10 protein-coding genes are annotated in these 12,961 nt (G+C 74.8%); 5 read left to right on the top strand and 5 right to left on the bottom strand.

Features of this window, described 5'->3' with window-relative positions; all coding sequences use genetic code 11:
* Positions 1-52: 52 nt before the first annotated feature.
* Positions 53-568 carry a winged helix-turn-helix transcriptional regulator gene (locus tag AA23TX_RS28650; RefSeq protein WP_155545902.1) on the bottom strand — a complete coding sequence of 172 codons (516 nt, stop codon included), beginning with the start codon at positions 566-568 and terminating at the stop codon, positions 53-55.
* A gap of 91 nt (positions 569-659) precedes the next feature.
* Between AA23TX_RS28650 and AA23TX_RS28645 the strand changes: the two genes are divergently transcribed.
* From AA23TX_RS28645 to AA23TX_RS28625, 5 genes are all read left to right on the top strand, one after another.
* Positions 660-962, top strand: coding sequence for a putative quinol monooxygenase (locus tag AA23TX_RS28645; protein ID WP_230862748.1), 303 nt, complete (start codon positions 660-662; stop codon positions 960-962).
* A 1-nt stretch (position 963) separates the two neighbouring features.
* Entirely contained in the window at positions 964-1,866 is a 903-nt protein-coding gene (locus AA23TX_RS28640) for an NmrA family NAD(P)-binding protein (RefSeq protein WP_155545900.1), read from the top strand.
* 11 nt (positions 1,867-1,877) lie between these two features.
* Positions 1,878-2,645, top strand: a complete 768-nt coding sequence (locus AA23TX_RS28635) for an SDR family oxidoreductase (protein ID WP_155545899.1) — start codon at positions 1,878-1,880, stop codon at positions 2,643-2,645.
* A gap of 97 nt (positions 2,646-2,742) precedes the next feature.
* Positions 2,743-3,636: a TIGR03619 family F420-dependent LLM class oxidoreductase gene (locus AA23TX_RS28630; protein WP_155545898.1), complete on the top strand. Its 894-nt coding sequence runs from the start codon at positions 2,743-2,745 to the stop codon at positions 3,634-3,636.
* Positions 3,637-3,722: 86 nt separating this feature from the next.
* Complete coding sequence (locus tag AA23TX_RS28625) at positions 3,723-4,370, top strand: response regulator transcription factor (protein ID WP_155547366.1); 648 nt, start codon at positions 3,723-3,725, stop codon at positions 4,368-4,370.
* A gap of 11 nt (positions 4,371-4,381) precedes the next feature.
* Here the strand turns inward: AA23TX_RS28625 and AA23TX_RS28620 are convergent, their stop codons facing one another.
* From AA23TX_RS28620 to AA23TX_RS28605, 4 genes are all read right to left on the bottom strand, one after another.
* Entirely contained in the window at positions 4,382-7,150 is a 2,769-nt protein-coding gene (locus AA23TX_RS28620) for an ATP-binding protein (protein ID WP_155545897.1), read from the bottom strand.
* A gap of 2 nt (positions 7,151-7,152) precedes the next feature.
* A complete protein-coding gene (locus AA23TX_RS28615; RefSeq protein ID WP_155545896.1) occupies positions 7,153-7,347 on the bottom strand; it encodes a hypothetical protein in 195 nt (64 codons plus the stop codon).
* Between the two features lie 127 nt (positions 7,348-7,474).
* A complete protein-coding gene (locus AA23TX_RS28610) occupies positions 7,475-10,204 on the bottom strand; it encodes an AAA family ATPase (protein WP_155545895.1) in 2,730 nt (909 codons plus the stop codon).
* The gene (locus AA23TX_RS28605; protein WP_155545894.1) at positions 10,188-12,764 is read right to left on the bottom strand and encodes a LuxR family transcriptional regulator; all 2,577 of its coding nucleotides are present in this window, start codon (positions 12,762-12,764) and stop codon (positions 10,188-10,190) included. The genes AA23TX_RS28610 and AA23TX_RS28605 overlap by 17 nt, the downstream gene beginning before the upstream one ends.
* Positions 12,765-12,961 lie beyond the last annotated feature (197 nt).

Here is a 12,961-nt window from a genome sequence, read left to right as displayed (position 1 = left end):
GTCGGCCTCAAGACACCTCGTTCACCGTGGCTGTGACAGGGCATGACGCGGGTCACACCGGCCGGGTGACCGGTTCCAGCAGGCGGCGCGGGGTGTTGATCGCGACCGAGACCGGGTCGGGGGTGCCGGGCCGGTGCTCGTAGCCGGGACCCGGCTCGATGCGGATCTCCGGGACCGGCACCAGCGCACCGCACTCCTCGCAGCGACCGTCCTGGTCGAGGCGGCCGCCGTCCTCGTCGTGGCGGGTGGTGCGCTTCTCGCCGGCCGGGGAGTAGTACGCGTCGCCCCAGCCCATCAGCGCCCGCACGATCGGCCAGAGCGCGACGCCCTTGTCCGTCAGCCGGTACCCGCCGTCGTCGTCGCGGACCAGGACGTCCTCCTGCACCAGGGACTTCAGCCGCGTGGTCAGGACCGCGCGCGGGATCCCGAGCTGGGTGGCGAAGTCGCCGAACCGCCGGACGCCGAAGAAGGCGTCGCGGACGATCATCAGCGTCCACCGCTCGCCGACGACCTCCAGGGAGCGCGCCAGCGAGCAGTTGCGGTCCGCGTAGGTGCTGGGGAGAGCCATGTCTCCAGCGTACACGGAGTAGTTCGTTCATTGAACCGACTCGTGCTACGGTGACGTAGTTCAGTGAATGAACTACCCTCAGGAGGGTCCCGTGTACCAGTTCCTCGTCTCCTTCACGGTCCGGCCGGACCGGCGCGACGACTTCGTCCGCCTGGCCGCGAAGACCGCGCGCGACTCCCTCGCGAACGAGCCCGGCTCCCGCCGGTTCGAAGTCATCGCGGACGAAGGGAACCCCGACGTCTACTACCTCAACGAGGTCTACGCGGACGTCGACGCCTTCAACGCCCACACCGGCGGTCCCTACTTCGGCGCCTTCTTCAGCGAAGCCGCCGCGTTCGCCGAAGGCCCGACGTGGCTCATGCGCGGCACCCTCGTCGGCGACCGGGTGGCCTGAGATGTCCCACGACGACCGGCTCTTCCTCGTCACCGGCGCGACCGGCAAGACCGGCAGCGCCACGATCGCCCTTTTGCTGGCCCGCGGCCACCGCGTCCGCGCCATGGTGCGCCGGGAGGACGACCGCTCGCGCGCGCTCGCCGCGGCGGGTGCCGAGGTGGTCCGGGCGGACTTCCTCGACCTCGACGGCGTCACCGCCGCGTTGCGCGACGTCACCGGCGCCTACTTCTGCTATCCGGTCCGCGAAGGCCTGCTCGAGGCGACGGTCAACTTCGCCCAGGCGGCAACGGAAACCGGCGTCCGCTCCCTCGTCGACATGTCGCAGATCTCCGCCCGCCGCGAAGCGCGCAGCAACGCCGCGCGGCAGCACTGGCTCGCCGAACGCGTGCTGGAGCGGACCGGCCTGCTCACCACGCACGTGCGGCCGACGTTCTTCGCCGAGTGGCTCACCACGTGGTGGGAGCTGCGCGACGGCGAAGGCCTGCTGCGCCTCCCCTTCGGCGAAGGACGGCACGCGCCGATCGCGTCGGCCGACCAGGCGCACGTGATCGCCGCGGTCCTGACCGACCCCGAGCCGCACGCCGGCGCCGCCTACACCCTGCACGGCCCGGTCGAGCTGAACCACCACGACATCGCCGGGATCATGGCCGCGACGCTCGGCATCCCGGTGCGCTACGAACCGATCAGCGTCGAGGAGTTCTCCTCGGCGACGACCGCACGCGGGCTGCCCGCGCACCTCGTCCAGCACCTCGGCCACGTCGCGATCGACTACCGCAACGGCGTCTTCGCCGGCACCAACGACGTCGTCGAGAAGGTCGGCGGCCGGGCCCCGCAATCGGTCGAGCAGTTCGTGCTGGCACAGAAGGACACGTTCACCACCAACGGCCCGTACTTCGTTCCCTGAGGAGCACCACCATGTCGTCCGTACTCGTCACCGGCGCGTCCCGCGGCATCGGCCGCGCGATCGCGCTCGAGCTGGCCCGGCGCGGCCACCGGGTGATCGCGACCGCGCGCCAGCCCGGCGCGCTCGCCGACCTCCCCGTCGACCGGAAGCTGCGCCTCGACGTCACCGACCAGGACAGCGTCGACGCGGCCGTCCGGGACGCCGGCGAGATCGACGTCCTGGTCAGCAACGCCGGCGAGACCGTGCGCGCACCACTGGAAACCGTTCCGCTCGAGGAGGTCGAACGGCTCTTCCGGCTCAACACGGTGGGCGCGCTGCGGGTCGCCCAGGCCGTGCTCCCGGCGATGCGCGAACGCGGATCGGGCCACCTCGTCTTCGTCTCGAGCATCCAGGGACGGCTGGTGCTGCCGATCATCGGCCCGTACGCGGCCAGCAAGTGGGCCCTGGAGGCGATCGCCGAGACGCTCGCCATCGAAGCGGGCCACTTCGGCGTCGACGTCAGCATCGTCCAGCCCGGCGCGGTTTCCTCCGGGGGCGGCGAACGCGCGAAGGTCTTCTTCACCGACGACGACCCGTACACCCCGCTCCACGACCGGCTTTCCGCCCTTCGCGGCGAAGTGGTGACGCCCGAAGAAGTGGCCGTCACGGTGGCCACGACCATCGAGCAGCCGTCGCCTCCGCTGCGCGTGCCGGCCGGGGCACCCGCCGAGAAAGCCTTGCGGGCGCGCAAGGAAGCGCCGGAGAACGAGCCGTTCCTGTTCGCGAAGATCGACTGGTAGGCCTTGGACCCATCGACCTACTTGAACGAGCAACTAAACGCGAGTACTACTGGCTTCAGGGTCAGCAAGATCCGTTCGCTCTCCAGGGGAGAATTTCATGCAGTTGGGGTTCAGCCTTCCCGTCTTCGGCAAGGCCGCCGCCACGCCGGGCGGGATCGCCCGGTACGCACGCGAAGCCGAACGGGCCGGGGCAGCCAGTCTGTGGGTCGGTGACCGGCTGCTTTCGCCGGTCGCGCCCGTCGTCTCCTATCCCGGGTACGACACCATGCCCGAGGAGTTCCACACCGCCCAGGACCCGTTCACCGCGCTGGCCGTCGCCGCCGCCGTGACCGAGACCGCGATCCTCGGCTCCAGCACCATCAACGCCACCCAGTACCAGCCCGCGAACTTCGCGCGGATGCTCACCAGCATCGACGTCGCCAGCAACGGACGGCTGCTGCCCGGCCTCGGCATCGGCTGGTCGCCCGACGAGTACACCGCCGTCGGCATCCCGATGAACGAACGCGGGAAGCGGCTGGACGACCTGCTCGACCTGCTCGAGACCTGGTGGACTCGCGACGTGGTCGCGCACGACGGGGTCGGGTACGCCATCGCCGAGTCGCACGTCGACCTCAAGCCGGTGCGCAAGCCGCCCGTGCACCTGGCCGGGTTCGGCGAGAAGTCGCTGCGCCGCGTCGCCGAGCGGGCCGACGGCTGGCTGCCCGTCTGGTCGGTCCCCGAGCAGTTCCCCGCGGACGTGCTCACCTCGACCCTGGCCAAGATCCGGGCCGACGCCGAACGCGCCGGGCGCGACCCGAAGGCCATCGGGGCGGCGCTGCGCGTGAACGCCGCCCCGGGCACGGAACCGGAGCTCATCGCCGAGTCGGTGACGAAGATCGTCGCGGCCCTCGAACCGGACCACACCTTCGTCGACATCGCCTACCTGACGAGCAGCGTGGACGAGCACCTCGACCTCACCGGCAAGCTGCTGGACCTGGTCGCCAAGGGCTGATCGACACCGCGTCGCACTGTCCGGGCGGTGGTGGCCCGGACAGTGCGATACTGCGGGGTGTGCGCACACAAGGGAAAGACGACAAGGTGATCCGCCTGGTGATCGTCGACGACGAGCCGATGGTGCTCGCGCACCTGCGTACGGTGCTGACCTCCGCCGGGGACATCGACATCGTCGGGCAGGCGCAGGACGGCGCCGAAGCCGTCGAGGCCGCGGGACGCTTCCGGCCCGACGTCATGCTGATGGACCTGCGGATGCCCGGGGTGGACGGGCTGACCGCGATCGAGCGCATCGTCAAGCTCCCGAACCCGCCGTCGGTCGTGGCGCTCACGACGTTCGACACCGACAGCTACGTCCTCAAGGCGCTGCGGGCCGGCGCCTCGGGCTTCCTGCTGAAGTCGACGCCGCCGGAGGACCTGATCGGGCTGGTGCGGGTGGCCGCCGACGGCCACACGGTGCTGTCCAAGGAAGCCGCGCGCCGCATGGTCACCGCGTCGGCCGGGGAGCACGAGCGTTCGCAGGAGGCGCGGGAGCGCACTTCCGACCTCACCGACCGGGAGCTGGACATGCTGGTCTGCCTCGGCGAGGGCATGTCGAACGCGGCCATCGCGGCGAAGCTGCACCTGTCCGAGGCCACGGTGAAGAGCTACGTCTCGCGGATGCTGACCAAGCTCGGCTGCGCCAACCGCACCCAGGCCGGCCTGCTGGCCCACGAAGCCGGTCTCGCGGGCTGATTAGGCGCTGACTAGGCGCTGCTGCGCGCCCCGAATCCCCAGGCGCCGAAGACCTCCGCCAGCTCCGCGCGGCCCGAAATACCCAGCTTCCGGTAGCAGTTCGTCAGGTGCTTCTCGACCGCGCGCCGGGTCACGTTGATCTCGGCCGCGATCTCGCCGTTGGTCAGGCCGTCGAGGGCGAACCCGACCACCCGGCCCTCCGCCTCGCTGAGCGCCGCCGACGGCCCGGCCGGCGTGCCCGGCCCGGTCGTCTCCTCGGCCGTGCGGCAGGTGAGCCACGGCGCGCCGCAGCCCTCGGCGAGACGGTAAGCCTCGCGGAACCGGTCCGCCGCCCCCGCTTTCCCGGCGTCGCGCAGCAGCGCGCCCTCCGCCAGCAGCGCGCGGACCAGCTCGAGCCGGTCCCCCGACGCCCGGGACGTCGCGATCGACTCCGCCAGCAAGCCGTCGGTGTCCCCGGCCCCCGAGGACAGCGACGCCTTGATCCGCAGCGCGCGGCCGAGCGGCGCCGGCGCGCCCCAGCTCCGCGCCCACCGGACCTCGTCGTCGATCAGCTCGCCGGCCGAGACCGGGTCGCCGAGCCGGCGCTGGAGCCAGGCGCTCCACGTCCGCCACGGGAACAGCGCCGGGTTCCGCCAGCCCGCCCGGTGCAGGGCCGCGCCGCAGTCGAGGAACCGCGCCAGGGCGCCCCGGGGGTCCTCGACCGCCGTCGCCGCGCCGCGCAGCATCAGCAGCGCGGCCCGGATGTGCAGGCCGGCGCGCCCGAGCGCGTGCTCGTCGTAGTGCTCGACCAGCGTCGTGGCGAGCCGCTCGTCCCGGGTGACCACCGCGATCGCCACCAGGGCCATCACCAGCGACTCGGGTGCTTCGCCCAGGTTCCCGCCGATCAGCTCGTAGGCCTCCCAGGCCGTGGCCCGGGCGCGGGTGAGCTGCCCGGTCTGGGCCAGCACCGCCCCGCGGGCGGCGATCAACGACGCGGGCCGCGCGGGGCGGCCGCGGACCGGTTCGCCCACCGCGCTCTCCAGCCACGCCGACGTCGGGCCGAGCGCGCCCGCGGTGAGCGCGGAGATGATCAGCAGCGGCGCGGTGCCCGCGAACTCCGCGGACGACGCGGGGGCGCAGCGCAGCAGGCGGTCGGTCAGCTCCGCCACGGTCGCCGCGGGCATCCCGGCGCTCAGCGTGGCCGCGTGCAGCAGGACTGCGAGCAGCTCGCGTTCGGCGAGGGTGGCGATCGGCGGCTCCGGGCCCAGCTCGCGAAGGCGGTCGACCGCCCCGGCGAGCAGCGAGGGGTCTTCGCAGCGGGTGAGCCGGATCCGCGCCTCCAGGCGCAGTCCCGCCTGGGCGCCGGCGTCCTCCGGAGTGACGCGGGCGACGAGGACGGCGGCTTCCGGGCGGAGGAACGCCGAAAGCGGCAGCAGGGTGACCGCCTCGGCCCGTTCGCGCGGCGTCGGCAGCAGCCCGATCGCCTGCGTGAGGTGCCGGATCGCGGCGGAGACGTCGAAAGCGGCTTCGGTGAGAGCCAGGTCCACCAGCCGCCAGCCGCGCTCCGGGCCGTCGGGCGGCAGGTCGAGCAGGGCGCGGCGCAGGTACCGCGCCGCCGTCTCGGGCTCCCCGCGCCGGGTCGCGGCGTCGGCGGCCGTGCGCAGTTCCTCCGGCATCCACGGCGCCGGCGACGGCGCGGGCACCTCGAGCAGCTGGGCCGCGACCGTCTCGGCGGCGAACCCGGCTTCGTGGAACACGGTCGCCGCGCGCACCCGCAGCCGCAGGTCCTCCTGCGCGGTCATCGACGTCTCGATCGCGGTCCGCAGCACGGGTGCGGCGAACCGCGGCGGGCACGCCGGAGCGAAAACCCCCAGGCGTTCCAAGGACCGCACGGCCTCCGCGACGGCGACCGAGTCGGCGCCGGTGAGGTGTTCGACCAGCCACGGCTGGGCGTGCTCGCCGAGCACGGCGATCGCCCGGGCGCAGTCGCCCACCTGCGGGGGCAGCACGGCGAGCTGGGCGGACAGCCGTTCCCCGAGCACCGACGGCCCGGCGCGGCGCACGACTTCGTTGAGGTACAAGGGATTTCCGGTACTCGCCGCGTGGCAGGCGGCGACGACGCGCGGGTCGCCGGCCCGGCCGTCGGACATCGCGCGCAGCACCGCCGCGACGCCGTCCTCCGACAGGTTTCCGGGCCGGATCCGGGTTTTCGCCAGCTCCCACAGCTCGCGGATCGCGGGCCGGTCGGCGCCCGGGTCGCCCTCGCGGACCGTGACGACGAGCGCGCAGGGCAGGTCGTGGATCCGCCGGGCGCACTGCCGCAGCCAGGTCAGCGACTGCCGGTCGGCGACGTGCAGGTCGTCGACGAGCACGGCGAGCGGCCGGTCGGCGCTGATCGCGGCGAGCAGGCCGACCAGCCCGTGCGCGGTCAGCACGTCGTTGTGCTCACCCGGTTCCCACCCCGGCCACCCCGGGGCACCGGGGAACAGCCACCGCGCCGCGCCGGCGGTCCCGGCGAACCAGCGGTCGGCAGCACCCGCGTCCGCCTCGGCGACCAGCGGCTCGAGCACCTGGCAGGCGATCCCGAAGTCGAAGTCCTGTTCAGTCCGGCTCGCCGCCGCCGTGAGCACCCGCGGGCCGCCGGGGTCCGCCTCCGCCGACCGGAGGATTTCCTTGAGCAGGGCGGTTTTTCCCACGCCGAGCTGGCCGGTGACCACCGTGACCGAGCCATCCCCCGCCCCGGCGGCGGCGATCGCGCCGAGCAGCCGACGCAGTTCGGGCTCACGTTCCGCCAGCGCCACGGTCAGCCCTCCTCGCCGGTGGTGGCGAGCTGCCGCCGACGGTTGATGCCGGACTTGCGGTCGACGTCGGCCTCGCCGCTGCTCGCGAGCGCCCCAGCGAGCTTGCGCCGGCCGTCGATGCCCAGCGTTCGGTCGGCGTTGGTCAGGTGCCGCGCCCGGCCGCCAGCCACATCCACCTCACGTCCCAGCAACGCCACGGCTACCACCCCTCGCCGCTACCCGCGAGCTGCCGCGTGCCATCGATACCCAGCGTTCGGTCGGCGCTGCTCAGGTGCCATGCCCGGCCGCCGGCCACCTCCGTCCCACGGTCCCGCAACGCCACGGCTACCCCTCCTCGCCGCTGCCCGCGAGCGCCTCGGCGAGCTGCCCCCGGCCGTCGATGCCCAGCTTGCGGTAGACGTTCGTCAAGTGCAGCTCGACCGTCCGGCGGGTCACCGCCAGCTCCACCGCGATCCCGGCGTTCGACGTTCCCGCCGCGGCCAGCTTCGCCACCCGGCGCTGGGCCTCGGAAAGCCCACCCTCCGCCACCGGCCGGCCGGTCAGCTCCCGCAGCCGTCCGACGATGGGCCGCCAGCGGTAGCGCGCCGCCAGCGTGCTCGCCTCCGCGAGGTGGTCCGCGGCGCCGCCGGCCGCCGCCAGCTCGACCAGCGCCGTCGCGTGGCGCAGGTGGCTGCCGCTGCCGCGCAGCAACCCCACGGCCTGCTCAAGGTGCCCAGCGTGGCCGGGGTCGCCGGGGCCGAGGGTGAGCGCGGCCGCCAGGTGCGCGCCGCCGACCGCGGCCGGTGTTCCCCATGCTGTCGCGGCGGCCAGCTCTTCGGCGAGCAGCAGCCGGGCGGCTTCCCGCTCGCCGGCGGCCACCAGGCACTTCGCCGCGGCCGATCGCCAGGGCAGGACTTCGGGGTTTTCCCAGCCCCGGGCGGACAGGCGGCGGCCGCACTCGCGCAGCGGGGCGAGTGCCTCGCCGGGCCGGTCCTCGCCGAGCAGCACCGCGCCCTGGGCGTACAACAGGAACGCGCTGCCGAGCCCGGGTCCCGGCTCGACGGCGTCGCGTTCGAGCGCCTGCCGCGCGAGGTCGGCGCGGCCGGCTTCGAGGTGCACCCGCGCCTCGGTCGCGATCACCCGGCCGCGCAGCATCGAGTGCCAGTGCCGCGGCGGCACCAGCTCGTGCGCGCCGGCCAGGTCGGCCGCCGCCGCGTCGAGGGTCCCCGCCGCGAGGTGCCGTTCGGCCCGCTCGGCCAGTGCGCGGGCGATCAGCGTCCGGGAACGCCGGCGGCGCGCCCGTGCGAGCACGTCTTCGCCGTGGGTCTCCGCTTCGGTGAGGTCCCCGGTGAGCACCAGCGCGCGGACCGCGGCGGCGCGCGCGGTCAGCGACGTCACCTCCGCCATCGGCTGGGCCAGCGCGGCGCGCGCGAGCCCGCGCACCCGGGCGGGGCGCACGCCACGCCGGGCTAGCAGCACCGCGGCCACGGCCGCCTGCGCCGGGTCGGACGGCCGTTCGGGCAGCGGTGGCATGCCGTAGCCGCCGACGGTCGAGCGGTCCTGCGGGTCGCCGTCGGCCAGCCAGTACAGGGCGAGGAGGGTGGCGCGTTCGGCCGCCGAGACGTCCGGGCGGCGGAACGCGGCGATGAGCGTGCGCTCGTTCAGCCCGCCGCGCGCGTTGAGCAGGTCCGCGGCCAGCAGCCGATGGCCGCCGAGCCCGGAACCGTCCACTTCGGACAGTACCTGGGCCAGGTGGCGGTCGCCCGCGTCCTGGTCCAGCAGCAGTTCCGCGGCGCCGAGGTCGAGGAGCACGGCCGCGCGCCGCGCCGGTTCGAGGGGTTCCCGCAGGGCGCGCTTGAGCGACGCCGTCGTCTGCCCGTCGGGGCCGTCGCCCTGGCCCAGCCGGGCGGCCGCGCACAGCACCTCCACCACCCAGGGTTCGCCGATCACCCGGGTCCGGCGCAGGATCGCCGCGACGGCCGCGTTCGCGACGCCGTGTTCGTAGCCCAGCTTCGCCGCGCGGGTGAAGAAAGCGTCGCGCTCGCTCCCGGTCATCCGGCCCAGCACCCGCTGGCCGGCGTCCGGTTCGGTCAGCCCACCGTCCGCGGTGACCAGGCCGAGCGCGCGCAGCCGCGCGAGTTCTCCGCCCAGCCGCTCCGGCGGGCATCCGGCGAGTTCGGCCAGCAGCCGCGGGCCGAAGCCGTCCTGGCACACCGCGACCGCGCGCAGCACCGCGGTGAGCTCGGCGGGCAGGCCGTCGACCAGGCGCAGCAGGCGTTCCCCGGCGATCCGGGTGAACAGCGCTGCCTGTTCCCGCGCGAAACCGGGTTCCATGCGCAGCCGGTTCAGTCCTTCGGCGAGCACCGCCGGGTTCCCGCCGCTGCCGCGCACGGCGTGCTCGACCAGCCGCTCGTCGGCCCCCGCGCCCAGCCGTTCGCGCACCAGGCCGGCCACCGCGGCGTCGCCGAGCGGGCGCAGCCGGATCGCGTGCGCGGCGGCCGCGCGGGGCCGCCAGGTGTCCAACCCGCCGGTCTGGCCGACGACCAGCAGCACGGGAACCTCGCGCGGGAGCCCGGAGAGTGCGTGCAGCCACGCCCGGGACGCGGCGTCGGCCCAGTGCAGGTCGTCGACGGCGAGCACGAGCGGTCGTCCGTCGACCGCGGCGGCCAGCTCGCGGCACAGCCCGGCGAGGACGCGCGCACCGCCGCCGTCCCCCGCCGCGGCCGCCGGGAGCGGGCTGCCGAGCGCGGTGAAGACCTGGTGCAGCACGGTGAAGGGCCGGGTGCCGTCGGACGGGCAGCACGGCACGTGGGCGACGCGCAGCCGCGCCTGACGGGCGGTCGCCGCGACGGACGCCAGCAGCGCGCTGCGGCCGGCCCCGGGCGCGCCGGTGACCGTCACGACCGCCGGACGCCCTTCGCGCACGTCGTGGACGAGCGCGGCCAGCAGCGCGGACTCCTCGTCCCGCTCGACCAGCCGTGGCCCGGGCACGCCGCGCTGCGGTGGCACACCGGCCGCCTCGGGGGGCGTCCGCCCGGTGCGCGCCGGAGCGTCTTCGCTACCCGGCGAGCCCATGGGTCCTCTTCGGTGCCCCGGCGGCGGCCGAGCCCGCGCTCGCCCGCAGCGCGTCGGCCAGTTCGGCCCGGCTGTCGACGGCCAGCTTCCGGTAGACGTTGGTCAGGTGCAGCTCGACGGTCCGCGGCGAGACGAACAGGGTGCCGGCGACATCGCGGTTGCTCGCCCCGCCGGCGACCAGCTCGGCCACTTCGCGTTCGCGCTGGGTCAGGACGTCGGCGCGGGGCTTCCGCAGCCGTCCGCCCGACTCCTCGAGCAGCTCCCGGGCGAGCTCGCCGATCGAGCACCACCCCGAGCAGGCGGACAGCATGGCGGCCTGGCGCAGGTGCTGGCGCGCGGCCTTGCGGTCGCCGGTGCACGTCAAAGCCTTGCCCAGCAAGTACTCCGTCCGCGCGTATTCGACCCGGCACGGCGAGGCCGCCAGTACCCGGCCCGCCTCCGCCAGCAGCTCCACCGCCCGCGTCCCGGACGCGACCACGCCGCGGGCGGCCAGCACCAGGCCGCGGGCGGTCGCCGTCGGCCAGCCCTCGGCGAGATCCTGCCCGCGGTCGGCGTACGCGGCCGCTTCGCGGTGTCGGCCCTGCCGGGCGAGCAGCAGCGTGGCGGCGTACCACCAGGGCGCGAACACCGGGTTGCCGACGCCGGCTTCGTCCTGCCGGCGGCCGGATTCGAGCAGCAGCTCCAGTGCACCGTCCACATCGGAGCGCAGCGCACGGGCCCCGGCCAGGCCGAGCAGCCAGAGGTGGTGCTCCGCCGGCGCGGCGGCCAGCTCGTGCGGGCGGGCCGCGCGCAGCAGCGCTTCCGCGGCGGCCGGTTCGCCGTCGTCGCACAGGGCGGTCGCCAGCGCGGTGCGGACCTCGAGCCCCAGGCGCTGTCCCGCGCTCGCCAGCGCCGCGACGCGGATGTCGGCGAGCGCGCCGTCGCGGTCGCCGCTCTCCCGCAGCGCGCGGTAGCGGGCGGCCAGCGCCCGGCCGAGCCCGGCCCGGTCGCCGCGCACCGCGGCCTCGGCCACCGCGCGGTCGAGCGCTCGCAAGGCGTTCGGCGCGTCGTCGACCAGCCGCAGGGTCCGCGCGGCGGCGAGCAGGTCGTCGCTCGACGCGGCCGCCACCGGCAGCCGGACGACGGCGCGGGCGCAGGCCGCGGCGACCTCGCTGCCGCGGCCGGCCAGCGCGAGGGCGGCGGAGCGGTCCGCCAGGTCCCGGGCGCCGGGGTGGCGGGCCGCGGCCGCGCGGGGGGCGGTCGCGGCCCGTTCCCGCAGCAGGCCGCGCGCGGCCTCCCGGGTCGTGGCCGCGGCGGCGAGCGCCGCCACGGGCACCGCGGGCGAGTTCGTGCCGAGCCGGACGGCCAGCCGGTCGACCAGGCCGCCGAGCGGGGCCTGCCGCCGGCCCGCGGCGTCGGCGGCGGTGGCCGCGAGCGCGAACAGCACGGCCACCGCGCAGTGGTCACGTGGGTCGCCGGCGTGGCCGGCGGCCGTGCGCAGCTCCGTCATCGCCGCTTCCGGGTCGAGCTCGAGCCGGGCGGCGGCCAGCGCCAGCCGGACGTCGAGCCGGCCCGGCTCGGCGGCGACCGCGCGGGACAGGTGGGTGACCGCGGTCGCCGGGTCGCCCCGGTGTTCCGCGGTGGCCGCGGCTTCGAGCGCGAGGTCGATCATCCAGCGCTCGTCGAGCCGCGGCAGCGCGCCGAGGTGCGGGGCGACCTCGGCGGCGGGCCGGGCGTCGTCGTTGAGCACGCGCGCCGCGCGCAAATGCAGGTGAGCGAGTTCCTCGGCGGGCGTTTCCGCGAGCAGGCGGGATCGGACCGACCGGTCGAGCACGCTTCCGGCGAACAGATTCGCGCGGCGAATTCCGTCGAGGGCGATCCGCACCGGACGCGCGGGCAGCCCGCACAAAGCGGCCACCCTGGTCACGTTCTGTTCGTCGAGGACGGCCACGGCGGTGGCCACCGTCCGTGCCTGCGCGGACAGCCCGGCCAGCGCGTCGACCGGGCGCGGCGCGGCGACTTCCCAGCGGTGGCACCGGTCCTGCGCACCGATCTGCCCCAGTGCCCAGGTGCCGGGACCGGCCTCGCCGGGACGGCGGCCGAGGACGAGCAGAAACCGCTCTCCGCGGCCGCACCGCAGCAGGAAGTCGAAGAACCGCACGGACGATTCATCGCACCATTGAGCGTCTTCGACGACGATCACGACATTCTTTTTCCGCAATGGCCCGGAAAGCAACAAAGACCGCAGTGTGCGGAATTTCCGGTGCAGTGCGGAACCGTCTTCCGCGGGCAGTTCCAGAGTGCGCGCAATGGCACCACCCGGATCGGCGTGACCCGCGAACAGTTCGGAGAGCGCGTGGAACTCGGCGGGCTCGGCATCGGCTTCGCCGGAAAGACGAATAATATTCGCGGACCGGCCGGTTTCCGTCGCTTCGAAGCCCGCCAGCAGGGCGCGGACGCCGCCGTCGGGCGCCCCGTCCACCAGCGCTGCCTGCGCGGACTCCGTCCACGCGAGCACCGCACACCGGGACAATGCGCCCGAATACCCGGCGAAGACCAGATTCGGAGTGGGATCCGCCATGCCGCCATCGACCTTTCCTGCGGACCCGGCGAAACCGGATCCTTTCCCGCAGCCCCCAGAGCCGCCGAAGGACCTGACCGTTCGAACGCTATTGACACCGCCGCCGGGATGAAAACCACCGTCGGTGCCCGATCCGTGCCACTTCCTCCACTAACGAGTGACCGTACCAGGCGCGACGCAGGCTGTCAGCGAAGACC

It is taken from the genome of Amycolatopsis camponoti, from assembly GCF_902497555.1.
GTDB classification, from domain to species: domain Bacteria; phylum Actinomycetota; class Actinomycetes; order Mycobacteriales; family Pseudonocardiaceae; genus Amycolatopsis; species Amycolatopsis camponoti.
This window is presented reverse-complemented; position numbering and strand designations above follow the sequence as displayed.